Origin of the sequence: Streptomyces bugieae (genome assembly GCF_036352915.1) — a bacterium.
Classification (GTDB): domain Bacteria; phylum Actinomycetota; class Actinomycetes; order Streptomycetales; family Streptomycetaceae; genus Streptomyces; species Streptomyces endophytica.
This window is the reverse complement of the sequence record NZ_JAZBJP010000053.1, coordinates 1-25,313: the sequence shown is the minus strand read 5'-3', so window position 1 is coordinate 25,313 and position 25,313 is coordinate 1. Positions and strand designations below refer to the sequence as shown.

General features: G+C 72.2%; 22 protein-coding genes and 1 tRNA gene. 16 read left to right on the top strand and 7 right to left on the bottom strand.

What is annotated here, in order from left to right; all coding sequences use genetic code 11:
* Positions 1 to 158 precede the first annotated feature (158 nt).
* Positions 159 to 935 (bottom strand): polysaccharide deacetylase family protein, encoded by a 777-nt coding sequence (locus V2J85_RS38220; protein WP_261954778.1) that lies wholly within the window; start codon positions 933 to 935, stop codon positions 159 to 161.
* Between the two features lie 148 nt (positions 936 to 1,083).
* Between V2J85_RS38220 and V2J85_RS38215 the strand changes: the two genes are divergently transcribed.
* Genes V2J85_RS38215 through V2J85_RS38200 form a run of 4 tightly spaced genes read left to right on the top strand, consistent with a single transcriptional unit; the run spans position 1,084 to position 4,424 of the window.
* A complete protein-coding gene (locus V2J85_RS38215) occupies positions 1,084 to 1,788 on the top strand; it encodes a response regulator transcription factor (protein WP_261954779.1) in 705 nt (234 codons plus the stop codon).
* Complete coding sequence (locus V2J85_RS38210) at positions 1,785 to 3,362, top strand: ATP-binding protein (protein ID WP_261954780.1); 1,578 nt, start codon at positions 1,785 to 1,787, stop codon at positions 3,360 to 3,362. The genes V2J85_RS38215 and V2J85_RS38210 overlap by 4 nt, the downstream gene beginning before the upstream one ends.
* On the top strand, positions 3,359 to 3,979 hold the full coding sequence (locus tag V2J85_RS38205; protein ID WP_330824146.1) for a hypothetical protein: 621 nt from the start codon (positions 3,359 to 3,361) through the stop codon (positions 3,977 to 3,979). Before V2J85_RS38210 ends, V2J85_RS38205 begins: the two co-directional genes overlap by 4 nt.
* A gap of 43 nt (positions 3,980 to 4,022) precedes the next feature.
* On the top strand, positions 4,023 to 4,424 hold the full coding sequence (locus V2J85_RS38200; RefSeq protein ID WP_330824145.1) for a DnaJ family domain-containing protein: 402 nt from the start codon (positions 4,023 to 4,025) through the stop codon (positions 4,422 to 4,424).
* Between the two features lie 18 nt (positions 4,425 to 4,442).
* Here the strand turns inward: V2J85_RS38200 and V2J85_RS38195 are convergent, their stop codons facing one another.
* Positions 4,443 to 5,729 carry a hypothetical protein gene (locus V2J85_RS38195; protein ID WP_330824144.1) on the bottom strand — a complete coding sequence of 429 codons (1,287 nt, stop codon included), beginning with the start codon at positions 5,727 to 5,729 and terminating at the stop codon, positions 4,443 to 4,445.
* A gap of 160 nt (positions 5,730 to 5,889) precedes the next feature.
* Between V2J85_RS38195 and mutA the strand changes: the two genes are divergently transcribed.
* The 4 genes from mutA (at position 5,890) to V2J85_RS38175 (ending at position 11,466) form a co-directional block, all read left to right on the top strand.
* Complete coding sequence (gene mutA / locus V2J85_RS38190; protein ID WP_261954784.1) at positions 5,890 to 7,776, top strand: methylmalonyl-CoA mutase small subunit; 1,887 nt, start codon at positions 5,890 to 5,892, stop codon at positions 7,774 to 7,776.
* 5 nt (positions 7,777 to 7,781) lie between these two features.
* Positions 7,782 to 10,013 carry a methylmalonyl-CoA mutase gene (scpA, locus tag V2J85_RS38185; protein ID WP_330824149.1) on the top strand — a complete coding sequence of 744 codons (2,232 nt, stop codon included), beginning with the start codon at positions 7,782 to 7,784 and terminating at the stop codon, positions 10,011 to 10,013.
* A gap of 11 nt (positions 10,014 to 10,024) precedes the next feature.
* Positions 10,025 to 11,032, top strand: a complete 1,008-nt coding sequence (gene meaB, locus V2J85_RS38180; protein WP_330824143.1) for a methylmalonyl Co-A mutase-associated GTPase MeaB — start codon at positions 10,025 to 10,027, stop codon at positions 11,030 to 11,032.
* Positions 11,033 to 11,112: 80 nt separating this feature from the next.
* Complete coding sequence (locus tag V2J85_RS38175) at positions 11,113 to 11,466, top strand: coenzyme f390 synthetase (RefSeq protein ID WP_261954786.1); 354 nt, start codon at positions 11,113 to 11,115, stop codon at positions 11,464 to 11,466.
* On the opposite strand, the gene V2J85_RS38170 is transcribed toward V2J85_RS38175, so the two are convergent.
* Positions 11,463 to 12,365 carry a LysR family transcriptional regulator gene (locus V2J85_RS38170; RefSeq protein ID WP_330824142.1) on the bottom strand — a complete coding sequence of 301 codons (903 nt, stop codon included), beginning with the start codon at positions 12,363 to 12,365 and terminating at the stop codon, positions 11,463 to 11,465. The two genes, V2J85_RS38175 and V2J85_RS38170, sit on opposite strands and share 4 nt — an antisense overlap.
* Before the next feature lie 83 nt (positions 12,366 to 12,448).
* Complete coding sequence (locus tag V2J85_RS38165) at positions 12,449 to 12,904, bottom strand: ATP-binding protein (protein ID WP_261954788.1); 456 nt, start codon at positions 12,902 to 12,904, stop codon at positions 12,449 to 12,451.
* 266 nt (positions 12,905 to 13,170) lie between these two features.
* Here V2J85_RS38165 and V2J85_RS38160 point away from each other — a divergent pair, with 266 nt between their 5' ends.
* Together V2J85_RS38160 and V2J85_RS38155 are read left to right on the top strand one after the other, a co-directional pair.
* Positions 13,171 to 13,404 (top strand): DUF397 domain-containing protein, encoded by a 234-nt coding sequence (locus V2J85_RS38160; RefSeq protein ID WP_030815120.1) that lies wholly within the window; start codon positions 13,171 to 13,173, stop codon positions 13,402 to 13,404.
* Positions 13,405 to 13,533: 129 nt separating this feature from the next.
* On the top strand, positions 13,534 to 14,439 hold the full coding sequence (locus V2J85_RS38155; protein WP_330824141.1) for a helix-turn-helix domain-containing protein: 906 nt from the start codon (positions 13,534 to 13,536) through the stop codon (positions 14,437 to 14,439).
* 87 nt (positions 14,440 to 14,526) lie between these two features.
* On the opposite strand, the gene V2J85_RS38150 is transcribed toward V2J85_RS38155, so the two are convergent.
* On the bottom strand, positions 14,527 to 15,342 hold the full coding sequence (locus tag V2J85_RS38150) for an SAM-dependent methyltransferase (RefSeq protein ID WP_261954790.1): 816 nt from the start codon (positions 15,340 to 15,342) through the stop codon (positions 14,527 to 14,529).
* A 293-nt stretch (positions 15,343 to 15,635) separates the two neighbouring features.
* On the opposite strand from V2J85_RS38150, the gene V2J85_RS38145 reads away from it, so the two are divergent.
* From V2J85_RS38145 to V2J85_RS38135, 3 genes are all read left to right on the top strand, one after another.
* Positions 15,636 to 16,418: an ABC transporter ATP-binding protein gene (locus V2J85_RS38145; RefSeq protein WP_330824140.1), complete on the top strand. Its 783-nt coding sequence runs from the start codon at positions 15,636 to 15,638 to the stop codon at positions 16,416 to 16,418.
* Between the two features lie 55 nt (positions 16,419 to 16,473).
* Complete coding sequence (locus V2J85_RS38140) at positions 16,474 to 17,292, top strand: class I SAM-dependent methyltransferase (RefSeq protein WP_261957348.1); 819 nt, start codon at positions 16,474 to 16,476, stop codon at positions 17,290 to 17,292.
* Positions 17,293 to 17,608: 316 nt separating this feature from the next.
* On the top strand, positions 17,609 to 19,030 hold the full coding sequence (locus V2J85_RS38135; protein WP_330824139.1) for an Ig-like domain repeat protein: 1,422 nt from the start codon (positions 17,609 to 17,611) through the stop codon (positions 19,028 to 19,030).
* A 96-nt stretch (positions 19,031 to 19,126) separates the two neighbouring features.
* On the opposite strand, the gene V2J85_RS38130 is transcribed toward V2J85_RS38135, so the two are convergent.
* Positions 19,127 to 19,639 (bottom strand): DUF6314 family protein, encoded by a 513-nt coding sequence (locus V2J85_RS38130; protein ID WP_330824138.1) that lies wholly within the window; start codon positions 19,637 to 19,639, stop codon positions 19,127 to 19,129.
* Positions 19,640 to 19,870: 231 nt separating this feature from the next.
* Here V2J85_RS38130 and V2J85_RS38125 point away from each other — a divergent pair, with 231 nt between their 5' ends.
* The 3 genes from V2J85_RS38125 to V2J85_RS38115 are packed head-to-tail and all read left to right on the top strand — an operon-like array spanning position 19,871 to position 24,530.
* Entirely contained in the window at positions 19,871 to 21,340 is a 1,470-nt protein-coding gene (locus V2J85_RS38125; RefSeq protein WP_330824137.1) for an aldehyde dehydrogenase family protein, read from the top strand.
* Positions 21,337 to 22,953 carry an APC family permease gene (locus V2J85_RS38120; protein WP_330824136.1) on the top strand — a complete coding sequence of 539 codons (1,617 nt, stop codon included), beginning with the start codon at positions 21,337 to 21,339 and terminating at the stop codon, positions 22,951 to 22,953. The genes V2J85_RS38125 and V2J85_RS38120 overlap by 4 nt, the downstream gene beginning before the upstream one ends.
* Positions 22,954 to 22,967: 14 nt before the next feature.
* On the top strand, positions 22,968 to 24,530 hold the full coding sequence (locus V2J85_RS38115) for a GMC family oxidoreductase (protein WP_330824135.1): 1,563 nt from the start codon (positions 22,968 to 22,970) through the stop codon (positions 24,528 to 24,530).
* A 373-nt stretch (positions 24,531 to 24,903) separates the two neighbouring features.
* Here V2J85_RS38115 and V2J85_RS38110 read toward each other — a convergent pair.
* Positions 24,904 to 24,991: transfer RNA gene (locus tag V2J85_RS38110), tRNA-Leu, on the bottom strand.
* Positions 24,992 to 25,313 lie beyond the last annotated feature (322 nt).

Below are 25,313 nucleotides of genomic sequence, written 5' to 3'. Positions count from 1 at the left end.
CGGCCACGGACTGGGCCGACCGCGCCGTGACGTGACCGGCGCCGCCGGCCCGCAGAACGGCCGTCGCCCCCCGGGGGTTCCCGGGGGCGACGGCCGCTTACCCTCTCCGCAGCTCGCTACGCATCGACGTTCCGTAGGTGAGCAGGCGGTTGCCCCGGCTACCGCTTGGGGAACCCGAAGCCGTAACCCTGCTGCTTCATCCACGGCAGGAGGCGGTCCAGCGACGCGACGGTCAGGGCGCGGTTGCCGCCGCCGTCGTGGAAGAGGACGGTCGGCCCGTTGCCGATCTCGCCGCGGACGGTGGCGTCGATCGCCTCGACGCTGCCGCTCTCGAAGTCCTTGCTGTCGACGTTCCAGCCGAGCGGGCGCATGCCGTGGTCGGCGGCCAGCTTCCGGCTGTAGGGCGTGAAGGCGCCGCCGGGCGCGCGGTAGTACTCGACCTTGGCGCCGCCCGCCGCGTCCTCGATCATCTTCTGGGCGTCGAGGATCTGCTGCGACTGGTAGCGCTCCGGCTGGTGGTCCATGCCGGTGTTGTGGCTGACGGTGTGGTCGCAGAGCTTGTGGCCGGCGGCCACCACCTGCTTGACCAGGTCGGGGTGGGCCCTGGCCTGCGGGCCGATCATGCAGAAGACCGCCTTGACGTCGTGCTTCTTCAGCACTTCGAGGACCTTGGGGGTCCAGACCGGGCTGGGGCCGTCGTCGATGGTGATGTTCAGGCTGCGGCCCGGGCGGTCGGAGGCGTGCGCGATGGACGGGTCGACCCTGACGTTCTGCGGCGCCCGCATGCTCTGCTGGCCCGAGTTGAGGGTGTCCGCCTCGGCCTTGGACGGGCCGCCGAGTTGGCCGGAGGCGACCGCCCCGACGATCCCCAGCGACACCACCGCCGCCGCCACCACTGTGATGATGCCGCCCTCGATACCGAAGCGCCGAGCCATCCCGATCCCGTCCCCTATGCCGTGCCGGTGTCCGTGCCGACGGCGGGCGCGGGAGGCGTCCGCCGTCTTCCACCACGACAGATGCGCCCCGGGCCGGGGAGGCTGCTCCTGTTACGGATCCATCATGAAACTTATTGATACTGGTGCCATGCCACGAGTACTTCTGATCGAGGACGACGCCGCCGTACGGGACGGGGTGTCCCTTGCGCTACGGCGGCGCGGCCACGAAGTGGCGGCCGCGGCCAGCGGCGAGGAGGGTCTGACGGTGCTGCCCGGGTTCCGCCCGGACATCGTGCTGCTGGATCTGATGCTCCCCGGCAAGGACGGTTTCGAGGTGTGCCGGCTGATCCGCGCCGAGCGGCAGCTGCCGATCATCATGCTCACCGCCCGCGGCGACGATCTGGACGTGGTGCTCGGGCTGGAGGCGGGGGCCGACGACTACATCGTCAAACCGGCCCGTGGTGAGGTGCTGGAGGCGCGCATCCGGGCGGTGCTGCGCCGTACGGCGCTGCCCGCCGACGGGGCCCCGGCCGTGGAGCCGGGGCCCGCGCCGGTCGAGACCTACGGCGAACTGGCCATCGACCGGGCCGGTCTGGTCGTCGCCAAGGGCGGCAAGGACCTGGCGCTGGCGCCCTCGGAGATGAAGCTGCTGCTGTTCCTGTCCGCGACGCCGGGGCAGGTCTTCAGCCGCCAGCAGTTGCTGGAGCACGTGTGGGAGCACAGCTACCACGGCGATTCCCGGCTGGTGGACGCCTGTGTGATGCGGTTGCGGACGAAGATAGAGGACACCCCGCGCAGCCCCCGTTACGTCCAGACCGTGCGCGGCTTCGGTTACCGCTTCGGTCCGCTGTGAACCGCCTCGCCGGCAAGGTGCCGTCGCGCACCCTGCTGCGTGGGTTGCGGGCGCGGCTCGTCGTGGGGTTCCTGGTGGTGGCGGCCGTCAGTGCGCTGACCACGGCGCTGCTGACGTATCGCGAGGCCCGTAACGCCATTCTGCAGCGGTCCCAGGACATCGCGGTGAACGATCTGCGGGCGCAGGTCAACTCGCTCGCGCCGGAGCTGATGGTGCCGCCGACGCAGGCGGACCTGGACAACTTCCGGGTGCAGCTGGAACGCTCCGGCAAATCCCGCGAATGGGATATTTCCGTCCACTACCGCGGTGTTCCGGACAGTGACGAGGGCGGGCTGCAGCGCAGTGTGGTGATCCCGGCCGACCTGAAGGCCTCGGTGGAGAAGCGGCACGTCCCGGCCTTCCAGCGGATCAACCGCGCGGGGTCGCCCTGGCTGCTGATCGGCATGCCGGTCCGGCAGTCCGACGGCCAGGCGTCCGCGCTGTCCGTCTACGCCCAGCTGCCGCTCAGCGCCGAGGAGTCCAACGTCGAGGCGCTGGTGACCGCGGCCCAGCGGGGCGCCCTGCCGGTGCTGATCCTCGCGGTGATCCCGGCGCTGCTCGCCGCGCGCGGGGTGCTGCGGCCGGTGCGCGGGCTGCGGCAGGCCGCCGGGCGGATCGCCGAGGGCAAGCTGGACACCCGGCTGGAGGTCAAGGGCGGCGACGAACTCGCCGACCTCTCCCGCACGTTCAACGACATGGCGGCCCGGCTGGAGGAGAGCATGGCCGAGCTGCGCCGCCTGGAGGCCAACTCCCGGCGGTTCGCGGCCGATGTCTCGCACGAGCTGCGCACGCCGCTGGCGGCGATGACCGCGGTGACCGACGTGCTCGACGAGGACGCCGACTCCCTCGACCCGGACACCGCCTCCGCGGTCCGGCTGATCAGCCAGGAGACCGGCAAGCTGGCGCGGATGGTGGAGGACCTGATGGAGGTCTCCCGGTTCGACGCCGGCGCCGCGGCGCTCCATCTGGACGAGGTCGACGTCGCCGAGACCATCCGCAAGACGCTGCAGGCCCGGGCCTGGCAGAAGCGGGTGACCGCGGACCTGCCCGAGGACGTCCGGGCCCAGCTCGATCCGCGACGGCTCGACGTGGTGGTCGCCAACCTGGTCGGCAACGCGCTGCACCACGGTGGCGAGCCGGTGCGGGTGGTGCTGCACGCCCCGGAGCCGGGCGCGGACCGGCTGCTGATCGAGGTCCACGACAGCGGTCCGGGGATAGACCCCGAGGTCCTGCCGCACGTCTTCGAGCGCTTCTACAAGGCGGACTCGGCCCGGGCCCGTTCGGAGGGCAGCGGTCTGGGCCTGGCCATCGCGATGGAGAACGTACGGCTGCACGGCGGCACGATGCGGGCGGCCAACTCCCCGGAGGGCGGCGCGGTGTTCACCGTGGACCTCCCGCTGCGCCAGGACGAGCCGGGCGAGCCCGGCGGCAGGTCCGACGTGAGCGGGGCGGCCGCGGCGGACGGTCCGGGCAGGACGGACGGGGCGGGCGGGGCCGAAGGGACCCGGGCGGCCGGTGAGGAGAACGACGGATGAGCGCCATGAACGGCCGGAACGCGGCGCGGACGCCCAGGGCCCGGCGGCGCGTGCTGGGCGGCGTGGTCAGCGGCGCGCTGGCCGGCGCGCTGGCCGGCTGCGGGATCGCGCCCACCGATGTGATCGACGCGGGTGAGCCCGCCTCGGGGGTGAAGTCGCCGGGCCAGCCCGCGGCCGACGTCCAGCTGTTCTTCTACGGACCGTCCGGGCTGCGCTCGGCGACCCGGCCGGCGAAGGCCCCGGTCGACCCGGACCAGGCGCTGTCGCTGCTGATGGAGGGGCCGAACCACGCCGAGCGGATGCGCGGCCTGTCCAGTGTGCTGCCGAAGTTCCCGGGCCCGCTGACCGCGACCACCGGCGAGGGCACGGTCGTGATCAACCTGCCGATGAACGCCAAGCTGCTGGACTCCGCCTCGCTCAACCAGCTGGTGTGCACCGCCGCCAATGCCCGGGTGCCGGGCAACAAGCCGCCGGGCCAGGTGATGGTGACCCTGGCGGGCGACTCGGTCCGGGTCGGCCCCATGGTGTGCGGCGGCAACAACGCCTTCCCGATCGTCCAGCCCAGCCCGACCGCGCCGGGCGGCACCGGTGGTACGGGGGCCGGCGGCGTAGGCTGATCACAGGGCCAGGGCCGCAAGCCGTGACGTGGGGAGTCTCGCGATGTCCGAGCGCAAGCCACCAGGAGTCAGCTTCGAGAGCTGGGTCGACAAGCAGATCCGCGAGGCGACGGAGCGCGGCGATTTCGCCGACCTCCCCGGTGCCGGCAAGCCCCTTCCGCATCTCGATCAGCCGTATGACGAGATGTGGTGGATCAGGGAGAAGATGCAGCGCGAGCACCTCTCCTACCTGCCGCCGAGCCTGGTGTTGCGCAAGGACGCCGAGGAGGCGCTCGAGGCGGCCGCGAACGCCCCGAGCGAGGCCGCGCTGCGGCGCATCCTGACGGCGGTCAACGAGCGGATCCGCGCGGCGCTGCGCACTCCCCTGGAGGGCCCGCCGCTGAATCTGGTGCCCTTCGACATCGACGAGCACGCCCGCAAGTGGCGGGAGCGGCACGGCAGTTGAGGCACGCGGCGTCGGACGTCAGGGCGCGGCGGCGGCCGTCCGTACGCGGAGGAAGCGCGGCCGGTAGAGGTCGACGTCGCCGTTGACGTGGGGGTCGGCCGGGGCGCCGGGCGGGCCGAGCCAGTTGATGTCGTAGCTGAGCAGCAGGGTGCCGTCCGCGCTGGATCCGGGGTGGGCCTGCGGGTTGTAGGCGACGACGTGCTGCGGGTCGGGGGCGGGTGGCCGGGGCGGGGTGATCCGGCCGTGCGGGCCGTGCCAGGGGCCCTCGGGTGCGCAGGCCCGGTAGGTGGTGATGGTGCGCAGCCCGGCGGTGCCGCTGCCGCCGGTGTCCATGGTGAACAGCAGCCAGGACCGGGAGGGTCCCGCGCCGTCGCGGACGACGGTGAAGGCGCTGCCGACGCCGCGGCGGCCGCCGTCCCGTAGTACCGGTGCGGCTCTGTCGGCGTGCGGCTGCCAGTGGGTGCCGTCCCAGAAGCGCCAGCCGGCTCGGTCCGCGAGCCGGCCGGCGGGGGCCCGGGCGAGGTAGGCGCGGGAGGCCGGTGCGGAGGGCGGGTCGTCGGCGCCGTAGACGTAGGTCCAGTGGCCGTCCCGGACCGCCGCGGCGCCGTAGAGGACGCGCCGCCCGGGGTCGGCGGCGGCGTCCGGGCCGACGGTCTCGTCGATGCGTTCCAGGTGCAGGCCGGGCAGCGAGAGGGTGGCGACCTCGGTGGCGTACGGCATGCCGAAGATCCACGGTCCGGTGCCGGGCGCCCGGCGCCACAGCAGTACCCGGACCACCCGCTCGGCGGCGCCGGGCGACCGGGGCTCGACCCGCGCCTGGACCGGCCAGCGCCAGCCGCCGCCCGGCGGGTCGGGGAAGTACGGGCCGGGTGCGTCCGGGGTGCCGCCGGTCAGGGTGCGCTCCGGGCGGCCCGAACGGGAGGTCACCACCAGGGAGTTGTGCCGGAGGTACGGGGTGCCGCCGTGGTCGGCGGTGCGCCAACGGTGCCGCTGGCCTTGGGGGTTGGGGGGTGGCTGGATGCGGTCGAGGAAGGTGTCGGAGAAGAGCCAGAGCGTGCGCCCGTCGGGGAGGCGCACCGAGTGGGTGCCGTCGCCGCCGGTCCAGTCGTCGGTGCGGGCGTTGTCGTTGCCGTAGCGGGCGAATGCGGCGGTTTGCCGGGAATCGACCGACCAGGAGGCGATCCGGCGTCCGGTGCAGCCGGCCGTCCGGCCGGGGCCGTCGGACCCGGGCAGCGCCCACAGCAGCGCGACGGCGGCCAGGAGCAGGGCGGCGGCCGTGGTGCGGCGGTGCGGCGCCCTGGCCATCGTGCTCCTCGGTCGGTGTCCGAAGTGGTCGGGTGTCCGAGATCACCGTACAGAACCGGTCAGCCACGCATAGATATGAACATGCGGGGGTGGTCAACGAGTGCAACGTCACAGCGGGAGCCCCTGCTCCAGCTAACGGTCGTTCGCCTAGCCTGCTGCCATGACCGCCGAGTCCACCGAACTCCCCCTGGCCGCGGCCTTCCCGGATGCCGATCGCGAGCAGTGGCAGCGCCTTGTCGAAGGCGTGCTGCGCAAATCGGGCGCCACCGAGGCAACGGGCGCCGCCGCCGAGGACGCGCTCGCCACGGATCTCCAGGACGGGATCCGCGTCCGCCCGCTCTACACCGCCGAGGACGGCACGGCCGCTTCGGGCCGCCCCGGCTTCCCGCCCTTCGTACGGGGCGGCCGGCCCGAGGGCACGACCGTCGCCGGCTGGGACGTACGCCAGCGCCAGGTGCACACCGATCCGCGGCGCGCCAACGAAGCCGTGCTCGCCGATCTGGAGAACGGCGTCACCTCGGTCTGGCTGACCGTCGGGCACGGCGGGGTGCCGGTGTCCGGTCTTGCGGAGGCCCTCAAGGGCGTCTATCTGGACCTGGCCGCGGTGGTGCTGGACGCGGGCGCCGATTTCGCCCCGGCCGCCGAGGAGTTGCTGCGCCTGTACGCGGCGGCCGGTGTGCCGGCGGCCGAGGCCACCGGCGCGCTGGGCGCCGATCCGCTGGGGCTGCTGGCCCGCACCGGCGACGACAGCAAGCTGCGGGTGCAGCTGGAGGCGGCGGCCCGGCTGGCCGGCCGCTGCCTCGCGGAGGCGCCCGGGGTGCGGGCGCTGGCGGTCGACGCGCTGCCGTACCACGAGGCGGGCGGCTCGGCGGCCGAGGAGCTCGGCGCCTCCCTCGCCACCGGTGTGGCCTATCTGCGGCACCTGACCGCGGCCGGGGTGGGCGTCGACGACGCCTGCCGGCAGCTGGAGTTCCGCTACGCCGCGACCGCGGACCAGTTCCTGACCATCGCCAAGCTGCGCGCGGCCCGCCGGCTGTGGGCGCGGGTCGCGGAGGTGTGCGGGGCCGCGCCCGGCGGGTCCGCGCAGGTCCAGCACGCGGTGACCTCACCGGTGATGATGACCCGTCGGGATCCGTGGGTGAACATGCTGCGCACCACGGTCGCCGGGCTGTCGGCGGGGGTCGGGGGTGCGGACGCGGTGACGGTGCTGCCGTTCGACGCGGCGCTCGGCCTGTCCGACGCGTTCGCCCGCCGGATCGCCCGGAACACCCAGTCGGTGCTGCTGGAGGAGTCGCACCTGTCGAAGGTGATCGACCCGGCGGGCGGCTCCTGGTACGTGGAGCGGCTGACCGACGAGCTGGCCCGGGCGGGCTGGGCGTTCTTCCAGGAGATCGAGGCGGCGGGCGGTCAGGCCGCGGCGCTGCGCTCCGGGATGCTCCGCGAGCGGCTGGCCACGACCTGGGCGCGCCGCACCGAGGACCTGGCGCACCGCCGCGAACCGATCACCGGTGTCAGCGAGTTCCCGTTCCTCGCCGAGGCGCCGGTGGAGCGCGAGCCGGCGCCCGCGCCGGTGTCCGGTGGGCTGCCGCGGGTGCGCAGGGACGACGCGTACGAGGCGCTGCGGGCCCGTTCGGACGCCCATCTGGCGGCGACCGGGGACCGGCCGAAGGTGTTCCTGGCCGCGCTGGGCCCGGTCGCGGCGCACACCGCGCGGGTGGCGTTCGCCGCCAACCTGTTCCAGGCGGGCGGCATCGAGACCGTGCAGGAGCCGGCGGCGGTGGACGCGGAGTCGGTGGCGGAGGCGTTCGCCCGGAGCGGCGCGCGGACCGCCGTGCTGTGTTCGAGCGATGCGGTCTACGGCGAGCAGGCGGCCGCGGTGGCGGCGGCGCTCACGTCGGCGGGTGCGGTGCGGGTGTTCCTGGCCGGCCGGCCGGGCGAGCGCCGGGAGGAATTCGAGGCGGCCGGGGTGGACGCGTTCGTCTTCGCGGGCTGCGACGCGGTCGAGGTGCTGTCCTCGGCCCTGGACGTCATGGAGGTGGCGGGATGACCGAGATGCAGGAAGCAACGCAACAGCCCGGCGCCATCCCGGACTTCAGCACCGTCGAGCTGGGCGATGCGGCCGCGGCGGACGGCGCGGCCGGGGCGGAGCAGTGGGCCCAGGCCGTGGAGGCGGCCACCGGCAAGGGACTCGCGGACCTGACGTGGGAGACGCCGGAGGGCATCGACGTCAAGCCGCTGTACACCGAGGACGATCTGGCGGGCGTGGACTTCCTGGGCACGTACCCGGGCGTCGCGCCGTACCTGCGCGGTCCGTACCCGACGATGTACGTCAACCAGCCCTGGACGATCCGGCAGTACGCCGGCTTCTCCACCGCGGAGGAGTCCAACGCCTTCTACCGCCGCAATCTGGCGGCCGGTCAGAAGGGCCTGTCGGTCGCCTTCGACCTGCCCACCCACCGCGGCTACGACAGCGACCACCCGCGGGTGACCGGTGACGTCGGCATGGCGGGCGTCGCCATCGACTCGATCTACGACATGCGGCAGCTCTTCGAGGGCATCCCGCTGGACAAGATGACGGTGTCGATGACGATGAACGGCGCGGTGCTGCCCGTGCTGGCGCTGTACATCGTGGCCGCCGAGGAGCAGGGCGTACCGCCCGAGAAACTGGCCGGGACCATCCAGAACGACATCCTCAAGGAGTTCATGGTCCGCAACACCTACATCTATCCGCCGCAGCCGTCGATGCGGATCATCTCCGACATCTTCGCGTACACCTCGCAGAAGATGCCGCGCTACAACTCCATCTCGATCTCCGGCTACCACATCCAGGAGGCCGGCGCGACGGCCGACCTGGAGCTGGCGTACACCCTCGCGGACGGTGTGGAGTACCTGCGGGCGGGGCTGGCCGCCGGGATGGACGTGGACGCGTTCGCGCCGCGGCTGTCGTTCTTCTGGGCGATCGGCATGAACTTCTTCATGGAGATCGCCAAGCTGCGCGCGGCCCGGCTGCTGTGGGCCCGGCTGGTCCAGCGCTTCGAGCCGAAGAACCCCAAGTCCCTCTCGCTGCGCACCCATTCGCAGACCTCGGGCTGGTCGCTGACCGCGCAGGACGTGTTCAACAACGTCACCCGTACCTGTGTGGAGGCGATGGCGGCGACCCAGGGCCACACCCAGTCGCTGCACACCAACGCCCTCGACGAGGCGCTGGCGCTGCCCACCGACTTCTCGGCGCGGATCGCCCGCAACACCCAGCTGTTCCTGCAGCAGGAGTCGGGCACCTGCCGGGTGATCGACCCGTGGGGCGGCAGCGCCTACGTCGAGAAGCTCACGTACGACCTGGCGCGCCGGGCCTGGCAGCACATCGAGGAGGTCGAGGCGGCCGGCGGGATGGCCAAGGCGATCGACGCGGGCATCCCGAAGCTGCGGGTGGAGGAGGCCGCGGCCCGTACCCAGGCGCGGATCGACTCGGGCCGGCAGGCGCTGATCGGCGTCAACAAGTACCGGGTGGAGACCGACGAGGAGATCGAGGTCCTCAAGGTCGACAACTCCGCGGTGCGCGCGCAGCAGATCGAGAAGCTGAAGCGGCTGCGGGCCGAGCGCGACGAGGCGGCCTGCCAGGACGCGCTGCGGGCGCTGACCGCGGCGGCGAAGTCCGGTCCCGGCAAGGGACTTGAGGGCAATCTGCTGGCGCTGGCGGTGGACGCGGCCCGGGCCAAGGCGACCGTCGGGGAGATCTCGGACGCCCTGGAGGAGGTCTACGGCCGGCACTCCGGCCAGATCCGTACGATCTCGGGTGTGTACCGAGACGAAGCGGGCCCCTCCTCCGGTGTGGAGCGCACCCGGGCGCTGGTGGCCGAGTTCGAGCGCGCCGAGGGGCGCCGGCCGCGCATCCTGGTGGCCAAGATGGGCCAGGACGGCCATGACCGCGGCCAGAAGGTGATCGCCACGGCCTTCGCCGACCTGGGCTTCGACGTGGACGTCGGCCCGCTGTTCCAGACCCCGGCCGAGGTGGCCCGCCAGGCGGTCGAGGCGGACGTGCACATCGTCGGGGTGTCCTCCCTGGCCGCCGGTCACCTCACCCTGGTGCCGGCGCTGAAGGAGGCGCTGGCGGCGGAGGACCGGGAGGACATCACGATCGTGGTGGGTGGGGTGATCCCGCCGCAGGACGTGCAGCCGCTGCGCGACATGGGTGCGGCCGCGGTGTTCCTGCCCGGCACGGTCATCCCGGATGCCGCGCACGACCTGGTGCAGGACCTGGCGTCGGTCCTCGGCCACGAGCTGTAGAGCGGGGGGTCATGCCTGCGACGATCGACGTCGAACGGTACGCCGAGGGGGTCCGGGCGGGTTCCCGGGCCTGGATCGCCCGCGCCGTCACCCTGGTCGAGTCCACCCGTGCGGACCACCGGGCGGCGGCCCAGCGGCTGCTGGTGGAGCTGCTGCCGTACTCCGGTGCGGCCCGCCGGGTGGGCATCAGCGGGGTGCCCGGTGTCGGCAAGTCGACCTTCATCGACGCGCTGGGTTCGCTGCTGACCGGGATGGGGCACCGGGTGGCGGTGCTCGCCGTCGACCCGTCGTCAAGCCGGACCGGCGGCTCCATCCTGGGTGACAAGACCCGGATGGAGCGGCTGGCGACCGACCCGGCGGCGTTCGTCCGCCCCTCCCCCACGTCCGGGACGCTGGGCGGGGTGGCCCGCGCCACCCGGGAGTCCATCGTCGTGATGGAGGCCGCGGGCTATGACGTCGTGCTGGTGGAGACGGTGGGGGTCGGCCAGTCGGAGACGACCGTGGCCAACATGGTCGACACGTTCCTGCTGCTGACCCTGGCCCGCACCGGCGACCAGCTCCAGGGCATCAAGAAGGGCGTGCTGGAGCTGGCGGACCTGGTGTCGGTGAACAAGGCGGACGGGCCGCACGAGCGGGACGCCCGGTCCGCGGCCCGCGAACTGGCCGGTGCGCTGCGGTTGTTGCAGCCGGCGGACGCGGTGTGGACGCCGCCCGTGCTGACCTGCAGCGCCCGCGAGGGCACCGGCCTGAAGGCGGTCTGGGAACGCGTCGAGCAGCACCGCACGCTGCTCGAATCGACCGGTGCGCTGGCCGAGCGGCGCCGTACCCAGCAGGTCGACTGGACCTGGTCGATGGTCCGCGAGCGGCTCATCGACCGCCTCCAGGAGCATCCCGAGGTGCGCAGGCTGGGTCCGGACGTCGAGCGGGCGGTGCGGGACGGCGAGATCACCGCGACGCTGGCGGCCGAACGGCTGCTGTCCGCGTTCGGCCTGGCGGACCCGGCGGCCGGGGAGGCGTAGCGGTGTCCGGCCGGGGTACTCACCCGGGCACCTGAGTAGCTCAGCTCATGACGGCCCCGCGCCGGGCCCCGAGTATGTCGATGACGCATGGACGGACGTTTTCGGCATCTTCCCTGGGGGCCATCATCAATCCGCAGGACGTCGCACACGGGCTGTACGAGGACAATCCGCTGGCCGGGCTGATCGAGGGGTTCTGTGTGGCGCCGGCCGGCGGTGAGCTGGAGTCCCGGCCGGTCGTCCATGTCGAGCTGCGGCCGGGGGTGCGGCTGTCGGCCGTCGAGGCGGACCGGCTGGCGCTCGCCTGCCAGCAGGGCGTGCTGCGCCAACTGGCCGCCGGCTGCCGGGACTTCCTCCCCTCGCCGGCGGACTGCCCCTCGGCCCACGAGGTCGCGATCACCCTGCACGGGTACGGCACCGGGCCGTTCGCCCCCTAGAGCATCCCGCGCGCCCGCCGGGCCCGTTCGGCGAAGTGTGTGACGGCGAGGTCGCGGAACCGCGTGGCCGCCGTGGAGAGGTAGCCGTCCTCGCGGCGCACCAGGCTCAGGACCCGTGCGCAGTCGGGGGCGTCGATGCGCAGCCAGGCCAGCGGGGCGGCGGCCAGGTCGGCGCGGGCGATGGAGGGCATCAGGCCGATGCCGAGGCCGGCGATGACGAGGAAGTGGGTGGCGCCGGGTTCGTCGCCCTCGCAGCCGATGACCGGGCGGCGGTCGATGGTGGCGAACAGCCGGTCCAGCAGGGCGCGTTGCCAGTGTCCGGGGCGGGTGGTGATGAAGGGCTCGTCGGCGAGTTCGGCCACCGTCACCCGTTCCCGGCCGGCCAGCGGATGCGCCGTCGGGACCGCGAGCAGCACCTCCTCGTGCAGCAGTCGCACCGCGCCGAGCCCGGGCCCGGTCAGCGGCTGCGAGGCGACGCAGAAGTCCACTTCGCGGGTGCGCAGGTGCTCGCGCATCAGGTCGGGGGTGGACTGGAAGCAGCGGACGGTCACGGCGGGGTGGGCGGCGCGGAAGCCGGCGAGCAGTTCGGTGAGCGGCAGCAGGGTCTCCGCGGCGATGGTGACGCTGCCGTTGTCGAGTCCGGCGGCGTCGGCCATCTCCCGGCGGGCGTCGTCGAGTTCGGCCAGGGCCCGTTCCACCCGGGCGAGGAAGGCGGCGCCGTGGCGGTTGAGCCGGATCGTGCGGCCCTGCCGGTCGAAGAGCGGCAGGCCCAGTTCGGCTTCGAGGCGGGCGATGGTCCGGCTCACCGAGGGCTGGGCCACCCGGAGTTCCTCGGCGGCGCGGCTGATGTGTTCCCGGCGCGCGACGACCCGAAAGTACCGCAGGGACAGCAGATCCATCGGTGCCTCGGGCCTTCGGGTCGGATGACGGCGACCCGGAAATGGTCACACAGGGCGCACCGGAGGGCCCGGGCGACGGCGTCTCAGCCGCGCAGCGACACCGTGGCCCACACCGTCTTGCCCGAGTGGTCCGGCGGGGTCCAGCCCCAGGCGTCGCTCAGCCGGTCGACGAGGTGCAGCCCCCGGCCGGATTCCGCCAGCGGGTCGGGGGTGCGCACGACGGGTGCGTCGGTGCCGGCGTCGGAGACGGCGCACAGCACGGCGGTCTCCTGCCGGGTCAGGGCGAGCCAGGCCGGGCAGACCGGCGCGGGCACCACGCAGAACCCGCGGGCGACCGGCGCCGCGTCCGGCTCCCCCGTACGGAGGCCGTGCCGCAGTGCGTTGCTGACGAGTTCGGTGACGACGAGTGCCGCGTTCTCGGTCACGTCCGCGGCGAGTCGCCAGCCGGTGAGGGTCGAGCGGGTGAAGCGGCGGGCCTCCGCCACGGTCTGCGCGGAGCTGCTGAGGGCACAGGCGGCGAATCCGTCGGGGGCGGGCATCCACCAGCTCTCCTCTAACGCTTCCTCTCCAAGGGCGTCGTACACGGTCTCTGCCGGATGAGCGGTCATCAACGTCTCCGCGAGGGCGATTTACGGGGCTGGGCCGGACTGCCTCGGAGAGTTAATATCCTCGGCAGCCGTCGCTCGATGCAAGTGCATCTGCAATTACATCGGTAAGGACGGTCGCTCAGGGGCTCGTTCACGCCAACGTGATCGCGGGCTCGGGATCGGTCGGAGGGATGTCCTCCAGCAAGGGAGCAGGTCTGATGGAGTCGGTGACCAACGGCATGCAGGCGACCCGCATCGAGGGCGTCGTGTGGCGCAAGAGCCGCCGCAGCAATCCCAGCGGCAACTGCGTTGAGCTGGCCGTTCTTTCGGACGGCGGGGTGGCCGTGCGCAACTCCCGGTTCACGTCGGGGCCGGCTCTGATCTACACCCGCGACGAGATGGCCGCCTTCGTCCAGGGCGCCAAGGACGGCGACTTCGACGACCTCGTCTGACGCACCGGCGGCATATGCCGCAGAGATTGGCGCATATGTCGTTCGGATAGTCGCCCTGACTGTACGAACACGTGGCGCGATGGGACACTGGGCGTTCGCCCGACCACTCAGGGGAGTCAGGGAGTCAGCATGAGTGAGGCGCAGCCGAGCAGCGGTGCGTCCCTGCGCCGGTATCTCGACCATCCGAGGGGCGGGCCGACCGTCCTGCGGATCGTGCTGGGCACGCAGTTGCGCCGGCTGCGTGAGACCGCCGGCGTCACCCGCGAGGCCGCCGGGGACGCCATCCGCGGTTCCCACGCGAAGATCAGCCGCCTGGAGCTCGGCCGGGTCAGCTGCAAGGAGCGCGACGTCGCCGATCTGCTGACGCTCTACGGCGTCACGGACGACACGGTCCGCGACGACTTCCTCAAGCTGGCCCGGCGGACCAGCAGTCCGGGCTGGTGGCACCAGTACGGCGATGTGCTGCCCGGCTGGTTCGAGACCCATCTCGGCCTGGAAGAGGCCGCGTCGGTGATCCGCACGTACGAAGTGCAGTTCGTGCCGGGCCTGTTGCAGACCGCCGACTACGCCCGTGCGGTGGCGCAGCTCGGCCATCCGCGGTCGACGCCCGAGGAGATCGATCGGCGGGTGCGGCTGCGCGTGCAGCGGCAGGAGTTGCTGACGCTGCCGGACGCGCCGCGGGTGTGGGCGGTGCTCGACGAGGCCGCGCTGCGCCGTCCGCTGGGCGGCCGGGAGGTGATGGCGGGCCAGCTGAGACATCTGCTGACGATGTCGGAGCTGCCGAACGTCACGCTGCAGATCGCGCCGTTCAGCCTCGGCGGCCTGGCGGCGGCCGGTGGTCCGATCACGATCCTGCGCTTCCTGGAGCCGGATCTGCCGGACATCGTCTATCTGAAGCAGCTGACCAGTGCGCTGTATCTGGACAAGCGCGATGACGTCGACCACTACCTGGCGGTGATGGACCGCCTCAGCGCCCAGTCGGAATCGCCGCGCGAGTCGCTGGCGATGCTGGAGCGCATGCTCAAGGAGATCTGATACCGCTCACTCAGGTCTGATGCGGCGACGAGCGGCGTCCGGGCCCGGTGGGCGCCCCGCCGCTCGTCGCCGTCCGGGCCCGGTGCGTCAGACCTTGCGGGCGACCCCGCCGTACTCGATCCACTCCAGGGTCAGCTGCTTGGGGCCGATGTCCGCGTCCGGTTTCCAGGTCGAGACCTCCACCAGCCCGGGCTCCTGGATCTCCAACCCCTCCAGGAATCCGGCCAGTTCGTGCGCCTGGCGCACCCGTCCCCACTGGCCGTGGGTCTGCTCGGCCATGAAGTTCGTGACGAAGTCACGGGTCGCGGCGTCCTCGCTGACCAGCTGGCACACCACCAGGAAGCTGCCCGGGGCCAGCCGGTCGGCGACCCGCTTGATCAGACCGCCCGGATCGTCGGTGTCCGGGATGCAGTGGAGCACGGAGACGAACAGCGCGGCGACCGGCCGGCTGAAGTCGATCAGCCGCTCGACCTCCGGGCTGCCGAAGATGCCGTCGGTGTCCCGCATGTCGGCCTGGATGACCGCCGTGTTGGCGTTCTCCTCCAGCAGCGCCCGGCCGTGCGCCAGCACGATGGGGTCGTTGTCGACGTACACCACCCGGGTCTCCGGGTCGACGCGCTGGGCGACCTGGTGGACGTTGTCCTGGGTCGGCAGGCCGGAACCGTGGTCGATGAACTGCCGGATGCCGTGTTCGGTGGCCAGCCAGCGCACCACCCGCTGCAGGAAGCGGCGGTTGTTGAGGGCCAGCACCTGGGTGCTCGGCACGACCTTGCTCAGCTGCTCGCAGGCCTCGCGGTCGACGGCGTAGTTGTCCTTGCCGCCGAGGTAGTAGTCGTACATCCGCGCGACGCTCGGGACGGTGACATCGACGGTGCTGGACTGCGGTGCTGATTCTTGGCTCATTCGACATTTCCCCGTCGCTTCGACAGCCCTCGGCCATGGCGCGGCAACGGCGCCGTTCCGTGTCGGAACGACCACGCCGCGCAGTCCAACATACCTATGAGTGGCGGCTGTTGCAGGTGAGTGACGAGGGTTCTTACGTCTCGTCAGCGACGCCCGGCCCCGGCAGCGGGCGCACGCCGCGCCGACGATTCTCATCACGCTCTCACCCACCGCTTATCGTCCGGTCACACCCCTTTCCTACGGTCGGCGAAGGCGCGTCGCGGGCCCACCCGGCGGCCGGAGGAGAGCGCACCATGTACCACCTGACCGGCGTGACCACGCGCTGCCGGAGCGGCCGGGACGGGGTGGCGGTGCGCGCCCTGGACGGCGCCCGGCTGTACGTCGAGGACGGCGGTGCGCTGGTCGTGCACGGTCCGGCGGAGGCGGGCCCGGCGTCGCTGCTGCGGGTCCTCGGCGGGCGGGAGCGGCCGGTCCGGGGCAGCGTGGTCCTCGACGGCACGGATCTGGCCACCGTCGCCGAGTCCCGGCTGGCCCGGATCCGCACCGAGTCGATCGGGGTGGTCCGCGGCGCGGACGACGGTCTGGTCCCGGGGCTCACCGCGTGGCAGAACGTGGCGAGCGCTCTGGTCCCGCTGCGGCTGCGGCCCGCCGACCGTCAGGAGCTCGCCGCGGAGGCCCTGGCGGAGGTCGGTCTCGGAGCTCAAACCCATGCGTTTCCGGCCGAGTTGGCGGAAGGGGAGCGGCGGCGGGTGGCGCTGGCGCGGGCCCTGGTGAAGCGGCCGTCGGTGCTGCTGGCGGACGAGCCGACCGCCGGTCTGGACGCCCGGGAGCGCACCGGGCTGGTGGAGCTGTTCGTACGGCTGTGGGGCGAGCGGCGGGTCTGCTGCGTCGTGACCACCACGGACGCCGCGCTCGCCCGCCGGGCACCACGGCTGGCGACGCTCACCGCGGGCCGGGTGACCGTCCTCGACGGCCACCGGCGCACGGTTCCGGCCGTCCCTTCTGGTGGCCCTTCCGCACGGCCGGTAGAAGGGAGGGATGAGCGTCGTGACGAGTACATCCGGGGACAGCGGTGAGCAGGGGGACGGCGGGCGGATACCGCCGCGGCCGGCAGCTCCCGGCGTCGAGGAGATGATCCGCGCCAACCAGGCCAACTGGGACGCCCGCACCCCGGTCCATGTGGCCAGCGAGTTCTACGGGCTGGACGGTTCGCGGACCGCCGAGCACTGGTTCGCGCCGTTCGAGTGGGCGGACCTGGGCGAACTCGACGGGCGGGACGTGCTGCATCTGCAGTGCCATCTGGGCACCGAGACGGCCGCGTTCGCCGACCGGGGCGCGGCGCGCACCGTGGGCCTGGACTTCTCGGCCGCGGCGGTGCGGGAGGCCCGGCGGCTGGCCGGTGAGGCGGGCCGGGACATGGAGTTCGTGCGGGCGGACGTGCACGACGCGGTGTCCGCGCTGGGCGGCCGCCGCTTCGACGTGGTCTACACGGGCAAGGGCGCACTGTGCTATCTGCCGGACCTCGCCGCGTGGGCGGGGATCGTCAGCGAACTGCTCCGGCCCGGTGGGACGTTCTACCTGGTGGAGTTCCATCCGCTGCTGGACGCCCTCGGCCCCACGCCGGACCCGGAGCGGCAGGACCTCCGGCTGCGCCATGACTACCTGGGCGGCCGCGGCGCCCTCCGGAGCGACACGCCGCACACCTACACCGACGGGCCGCCGGTGCGCGGCGCCACCACCAGTTACGAGTGGCGGCACGGTATCGGCGAGGCGATCACGGCCGTGACCGGAGCCGGTCTGTCCGTCCAACTGGTGCGGGAGACCGAGCTGTTGCCCTGGAAGCGGTTCGACGCCATGGTGCCCACCGAGAACGGCTGGTGGCGGCTGCCGCCGTCGGAGCCGTTCATTCCGCTGCTGTACGCACTGCGGGCGGTCAAGCCGCACGACTAGCGGCGGTCGCGGAGCCGAATCCCCTTACCTCACATATGCACCTGCCGTCGTCACGGACACGCCGACACACGCTCCGCCAATCGGGTGGCCTTGTGTCCCGTCCGTGGTCCCGCGTGCGGCCGCTCGCTTCAATGAGTGGTACCGACGGTGGGTGCCCATCCCCTGGCGGGGACCACGGACGGCTGCCTGCACGATGCAGTCCGCTGTGCTTCTTCAGGGCACCCCCGGCAGGAGAGCGCGCTCGGCACAGGGTTCTGGCTGTGCGGCGCGACGGCCCCACCTCCCCAGCGGAGCCTTCGAAAGGGGCTGTCCAAACATGGCGCTCATCATCACCCTGACCCCGTCGACCGTCGCGGCGGGCCAGACCTTCACGGCAACGATCAGCGGTGCCAACGCGGGCGACACGCTCACCATCACGTACGACGCGCAACCGGCGCAGACGGTGGTCGCCGACGTCAACGGCAACGCGACCGTGTCGTTCACCGCGACCACGTCGGGGCTGGTGGTTGCCACCGGCACGACAAGTGGAACGAGCGTGGCGACGCTCACCGTGACCACATCGAACTGTGTGGTCACGGTGTCGTCCACGCCCGCCAACCCGACCGCCGGCCAGCCCGTCACCGTCACCGCCACCGTCACCTGCAACGGAACCCCGGTCCCCGGCGCGGTCGTCAACTTCACCTCCGGCGGCGGCAGCCTCAATCTGGGCGCCGGCACCACCAATGCCTCCGGCCAGGCCAGCGTCACCAGCAGCGCACTGCCGGCCGGCGCCAACGTGGTCGTCGCCACCGTGGTCTCCGCCAGCACCACCTGTACCTGTGTCGGCGTCACCGGCACCGTGACCGTCAATGTCGCAGCGGCGACCAACTGTGTGGTCACCGTGTCTTCCACCCCCGCCAACCCGACCGCCGGCCAGCCCGTCACCGTCACCGCCACCGTCACCTGCAACGGAACCCCGGTCCCCGGCGCGGTCGTCACCTTCACCTCCGGCGGCGGCAGCCTCAATCTGGGCGCCGGCACCACCAATGCCTCCGGCCAGGCCAGCGTCACCAGCAGCGCGCTCCCGGCCGGCGCCAACGTCGTCGTCGCCACCGTGGTCTCCGCCGAGACCACCTGCACCTGCGTCGGCGTCACCGGCACCGCAACCGTCAACGTCGGTGCGGCGCCCACCTGCGTGGTCACCGTCTCCTCGACACCCGCCAACCCGACCGCCGGCCAGCCCGTCACCCTCACCGCCACCGTCACCTGTAACGGGGCCCCGGTTCCTGGCGCGATGGTGCTCTTCTCCACCTCCAGCGGCGCCCTGGGGGTCGGCACCACCAATGCCTCCGGACAGGCCAGCGTGACCACGAGTGCGCTGCCGGCCGGGGCCAACGTCGTCACCGCCACGGTGATCTCCTCTTCAGGCGCCTGCACCTGCACCGGTGTCTCCGGCACCGTGACGGTGAACGTCGGCGTGGGAACCCCCGTGCTGACCGCGAAGCCGGCCTGCTACGTGCTGAACTTCCCGCCGGTGCCCTGGGCGTTCGCGCACGCCACGTTCAGCGTGAGCGGCGCGACCCCCGGATCGACGGTGACCTTCTCCGTGCTGGGAGGCACGGTGTGCACGGCCGTCGCCGACGCGTACGGCAACGCCTCCTGCACCGGCAACCTCAGCGTCACGCAGGTGCTGGCCTCCAGCTACACCGCGACCAGCGGCGGGGTGACCGCCACCGGCAGCCTGAAGGCCTGCCTCTGACACCCACCGCCCCACAGCCGTCCCCCGTAACGCAACTACGGGGGACGGCTGCTTGCCCTCAGGATAGGGGCGCGAGGTACGCCCTGACCGCCGTTCTCAGTCCGTCCGCCGCCGGTACACCGTGCGCAGCAGCTGCCGCTTGGCCGGGCCGGTGACCCGCCACTCCAGGTGCCATTCGTCGGCCGAGCGGACCGTGAAGGTCCCCTCGTAGCGGTCCTCGGCGCAGGGGTGGACGGGGGTCCAGCGGCCGGTGGTGAGGTCGAGATCGTGGAAGGGCCGGCCGTCGGCGAAGTCGATCTCGGCGCTGCCGTCGGGGCGGGGCCGCAGGCGGAGCGTCCGGCTCGCCGGGTAGGCCGTGCCGTCCCAGGTCAGCTCGCCCTCCTCCACGTGCAGCAGCGCGCCGCCGGCCGGGTCGGGCCGGAAGTCGGCGGTTCCGTGGAAGCGGCCCTCGGTGCCGGTCCGCAGGTCGTGCACGGTGCGCTCGATGCTCCAGCGTCCCGACAGGTACCCGGCGACGTCGGGGACCGGGTGCAGCGACCCCTGGTGCGGGTCCGCCTCGTGCGGGTCCGGAGCCTGCCGCTCCGCGTCTGCTGACTGCGCGCTGGACATGCCCCCATTCTCCCGTCCGCCCGGCCCGTCACCCCATCGGCCCCACCCGGGGCCCCGCCGCTCTCCGCCGGCCCTCCGTACCGTGCGGACCCGCGGTGGCGGTCTTACGCTCGGTGCAGTGATCGTCACGGAGGTGCGCACGGCGGCCGGACGGTGGCCGGGCGCCCCCGGACCGTCCGCCGTGCCCCGCGCTGCCGCCCCGTGAGCGCCCGGAGAACGAAAGGCACCACCATGCCGGAGCTGTTCATCGGCGGTCAGTGGACCGCAGCGGCCGACGGGCAGGTGCGGGAGATCCGCTGTCCGGCGGACGGCACGCTGGTCGCGACCGTCGACGAGGGCGGGCCGAAGGACGCCGCGGCGGCGATCAGCGCGGCCCGTACCGCCTTCGACGACGGCCCCTGGCCGCGCACACCGGCGGCCGAGCGCGGCCGGCTGGTGCTGCGCGTCGCCGAGCTGCTGCTGCGCGACAAGGACGCGCTGGCCAGGGCGGAATCGCTGGACACCGGCAAGCGGCTGGTGGAGAGCGAGTACGACATGGACGACATCGCCAACTGCTTCCGCTACTTCGGCAACCTCGCCGCGGCCGGCGGCACCGACCGGGTGGTGGACACCGGGATGGCGGAGACCGACAGCACGGTGCGGCACGAGCCGGTCGGGGTGTGCGCGCTGATCACCCCGTGGAACTACCCGCTGCTGCAGACCGCGTGGAAGGTCGCGCCCGCACTGGCCGCCGGCAACACCTTCGTGCTCAAGCCCAGCGAGCTCACCCCGCACACCGCCGTCCACCTGATGCGGCTGCTGGACGAGGCCGGGCTGCCGGCCGGTGCCGGCAACCTGGTGCTGGGCACCGGTCCGGTGGTGGGCGCGCCGCTGACCGAGGACCCGCGGGTGGACATGGTGTCGTTCACCGGCGGGCTGCTCACCGGGCGGCGGATCATGGCCGCGGCGGCGCCGACGGTGAAGAAGATCGCCCTGGAGCTGGGCGGGAAGAACCCGAACATCGTCTTCGCGGACGCGGACTTCGACACCGCGGTCGACTACGCCCTGACGGCGGTCTTCCTGCACTCCGGACAGGTCTGCTCGGCGGGCGCCCGGCTGCTGGTCCAGGAAACCCTGCACGACGCGTTCGTGGACGAACTGGTCTCGCGGGTCCAGCGGATCCGGCTGGGCGGGCCGTTCGACGAGCACGCCCGCACCGGTCCGCTGATCTCGGCCGAGCACCGGGCCAAGGTCGAGGCGTATGTGGCGGCCGGGCTCGACGAGGGCGCGGTGCTGCTCTGCGGCGGCTCGGCGCCGGACGACCCGTCGCTGTCCAACGGCTACTACTACCTGCCGACGGTGCTGGACGAGTGCACGCCGGACATGTCCGTGATCCGCGACGAGTCGTTCGGCCCGGTGCTGACCGTCGAGCGGTTCCGCGACGAGGACGAGGCCGTCTCGCTCGCCAACGACACGGTCTACGGCCTGGCCGGGGCGGTGTGGACGCAGGACGGCGAGCGCGCGCACCGGGTCGCCGCGCGGCTGCGCGCCGGGACGGTCTGGATCAACGACTTCCACCCGTACGTGCCGCAGGCCGAGTGGGGCGGGATGAAGCAGTCCGGTGTGGGCCGGGAGCTGGGGCCGGCGGGGCTGGCGGAGTACCAGGAGGCCAAGCACGTCTGGCGCAATACCGCGCCACGGCCGCAGAGGTGGTTCGAATGACCGGCCCCGGCCCGTCCCGCCCGGAACCCGGTAACGACCACGCCCAGGGGAACGACCCCGCGCACGGGGACGAGCACGAGCACGACGACGCCTCGCTCGCCGAGCTCGGCTACAAGCCGGAACTCAAGCGCACACTGGGCAACTTCCACACCTTCGCCGCCGGGATCAGCTACATCTCCATCCTGACCGGCACCTTCCAGCTGTTCTACTTCGGTGTCGCGCACGGCGGCCCGGCCTACTGGTGGTCCTGGCCGATGGTGTTCGTCGGCCAGCTGATGGTGGCGCTGTGCTTCTGCGAGCTGGCCGCCCGGTATCCGGTGGCCGGTTCGATCTACAACTGGTCCAAGCAGCTGGGCGGTCCGCACGTCGGCTGGCTCGGCGGCTGGCTGATGCTGACCGCGTCGATGGTGTCGCTGTCCGCGGTGGCGCTGGCCTACCAGGTCACGCTGCCGCAGATCTCCTCGTGGTTCCAGTTCATCGGTGACGGCACCGGGAAGTCCGCGGCCGCCAACGCCGTCCTGCTCGGCACCGTCCTGGTCGCCTTCACCACCCTGGTCAACGCCTTCGGCGTGAAGCTGATGGCCCGGATCAACTCCGCGGGGGTGGCGATCGAGCTGATCGCCGCGATCGTCCTGGTGCTGCTGCTCGCCGCGCACGTCACCCGCGGCCCGAGCGCGGTCACCGACACCTTCGGCCTCGGCCAGGGAGAGACCCTCGGCTATTTCGGCGCGTTCCTCACCGCGTCCCTGGCCTCGGCGTACGTCATGTACGGCTTCGACACCGCCTCGTCGCTCGGCGAGGAGTCCAAGGACCCCGGCCGCAACGCCCCGCGCGCGATCCTGCGGGCCCTGATCGCGTCCTTCCTGATCGGCGGGCTGATCCTGCTCTTCGCCCTGCTGGCGGTACCGGACCTGCACGCCAAGGAGCTGTCGGTGGACGGCCTCCAGTACGTCGTACTGGCCACCCTCGGTTCGACGATCGGGCAGATCGTGCTGTGGTGCGTGGTCATCGCGATCACGGTGTGCGAGCTGGCGGTGCACACCGCGGGCATCCGGCTGGCGTTCGCCATGGCCCGGGACAACAACCTGCCGGCCGCCTCGCTGCTGGCCAAGGTCAGCCCGCGGTTCCAGACGCCGGTGCTGCCCGCGATCATCATCGGGCTGGTGGCGGTCGGCATCCTGTTCCTCAACGTCAACCAGCCGCAGATCTTCTCGGTGATCACCAGCATCGCGATCATCATGATCTACCTGGCGTACCTGGCGGTGACGCTGCCGATGCTGCTGCAGCGGCTGCGCGGCAACTGGACGCCGCTCGAGGGCAAGTTCTCGCTGGGCAGGTTCGGGCTCCCGGTCAACGTCCTGGCGGTGCTGTGGGGCGCGGGCATGTCCCTCAACCTCGCCTGGCCGCGCGCCGCGGTCTACAACGCGACCGGCCCGCAGCACTGGTACCTGCGCTGGGGCGCGTTCCTGTTCATCGGCGTCGTCGCGCTCGGCGGCTTCGCCTACTACTGGTTCGTCCAGCGCAAGAAGACCGGTGTGCTGGCCATGCACGCCGCCGAGCTCCCCGACGACACCCTGCCGGGCGGCCCGGGCACCCCTCCCTCCTCCCCCTGACTGGAGACGGCCCGATGTCCCAAGAGATCCCTGCGGACGAGTTCGACTACGTCGTGGTCGGTGGCGGCACGGCCGGCGCGGTCGTGGCGGCCCGGCTCAGCGAGGACCCCGCGGTCACCGTGTGCCTGCTGGAGGCCGGCCCGAGCGACGTCGGCGACGACAACATCCTGCGGCTGGACCGCTGGATGGGCCTGCTGGAGTCCGGCTACGACTGGGACTATCCGGTCGAGCCGCAGGAGAACGGCAACAGCTTCATGCGGCACGCCCGCGCCAAGGTGCTGGGTGGCTGCTCCTCGCACAACTCCTGCATCGCCTTCTGGGCACCCGCCGAGGACCTCGACGAGTGGGCCGCGCTGGGCTGCACGGGCTGGCACTCCCAGGACACCTTCCCGCTCTACACGCGCCTGGAGAGCAATGACGCACCCGGTGACCACCACGGCCGCACCGGCCCGGTCACCCTGCGCACCGTCCCGCCGCACGACCCCTGCGGGGTGGCCCTGCTGGAGGCGTGCGCGGCGTCCGGGATCCCCACCACCCCGTTCAACACCGGCCGGACCGTCGTCCGCGGCGCCAACTGGTTCCAGATCAACTGCCGCCCCGACGGCACCCGTTCCTCGTCCTCGGTGTCCTACCTCCACCCCGTCATGGGCACCCGCGGCAATCTGGACGTCCGCACCGGGCTCCAGGCCAAGCGGCTGACCTTCGACCCGGACCGGCGGTGCACCGGTGTGGACTACCTGGCCCCGGACCTGATCCGCACCCACGGCGTACGCGCCCGCCGCGAGGTCATCGTCTCCTGCGGCGCCATCGACACCCCGAAACTGCTGATGCTCTCCGGCATCGGCCCGGCCGACCACCTCCGCGACGTCGGCGTGGACGTGCTGCTCGACTCCCCCGGTGTCGGCGCGAACCTCCAGGACCACCCGGAGGGCGTGATCATGTGGGAGGCCAAGCAGCCGATGGTCACCTCGTCGACGCAGTGGTGGGAGATCGGCATCTTCGTCGACACCGAGCCGGGCCTGGACCGCCCGGACCTGATGTTCCACTACGGCTCGGTGCCGTTCGACCTGAACACCTACCGCCGCGGCTACCCCACCTCCGAGAACGCCTTCTGCCTCACCCCGAACGTCACCCGCGCCCGCTCCCTGGGCACCGTGCGCCTGCGCACCCGGGACTTCCGCGACAAGCCGAGGGTCGATCCGCGCTACTTCACCCACGAGCACGACGTCCGGGTGATGCTGCACGGCCTGCGGCTGGCCCGCGAGATCGTCGCCCAGGCCCCGATGGCCGACTGGGCCGGCCCGGAACTCGCGCCGGGCTCCTCCGCCCGGTCCGACGCCGAGCTGCTGGACTACGTCCGCGCCACCCACAACACCGTCTACCACCCCGCCTGCACGGTCCACATGGGCGCCCCCGACGACCCGGCCGCCCCGCTCGACCCGGAACTGCGGGTCAAGGGCGTCAGCGGACTGCGGGTGGCCGACGGCTCCGCGATGCCGTTCCTGCCGGCCGTGAACCCGTGCATCACCACGATGATGATCGGCGAGAAGTGCGCCGACCTGATCCGCGCCACATGACCCCCGTGGGTGCCACCCCCTGCGCGCACATCAAAGACCTACGAGGTGGGCTCCCTTCGCCGGCATGGTCCGGATCAGGTGCTTGGGGGTCGCCGTCCGGTCCGCATGACCTTTCAGCCTCTCAGCCCGACCTTCACTCGCGTCCTCGGCGAGAACCGAAGTCCTCGTTGCGAGGTCCGCTCCAATCGGACTCCCTCGCTCGCCCCGTAGGCCGGTCTTCAGGATACTCCCGACGAAAGGGTATGGAACAGGTCAGGAGCCTCTTTTTCGGATAATTTCCGACATCCCCCGCGACCATCCCTCCACGCGCCTCCCAGACGCCCCAGAAATGCAGAAAACCCCTGGTCAACCAGGGGTTTCCAGGGGTTCTCAGTGGTGTCCGAGGGGGGACTTGAACCCCCACGCCCGATAAAGGGCACTAGCACCTCAAGCTAGCGCGTCTGCCATTCCGCCACCCGGACTAGGTGTGATCTTCGCGGGGCGTTTCCCGCGGCGACGTGGACAACCATACCAAGGTTTCGGAGTGCCTTTCACCTGCGGATCCGCGGGGCGCTGCGCTTGGCTTTGCCTCCCACGTACCCGTCTGTCCCGCCGCGGGGCTCGCTCGCCGTTGCGCGCTTTGCGGCGCCCCGCACGTACCCGTCTCTCCCGCCGTCGGGCTTGTTCGCCGTTGCGCCTGGCGGCGGGCGTTTGTGTGTCGGGTGCGGTGCCGGCCCTCCAGACTTCGTCCTCCGGTCCAGCCCCTCCCGTGAGTGGGAGGTAAGAGGCCGGTGGGGGCGTGCG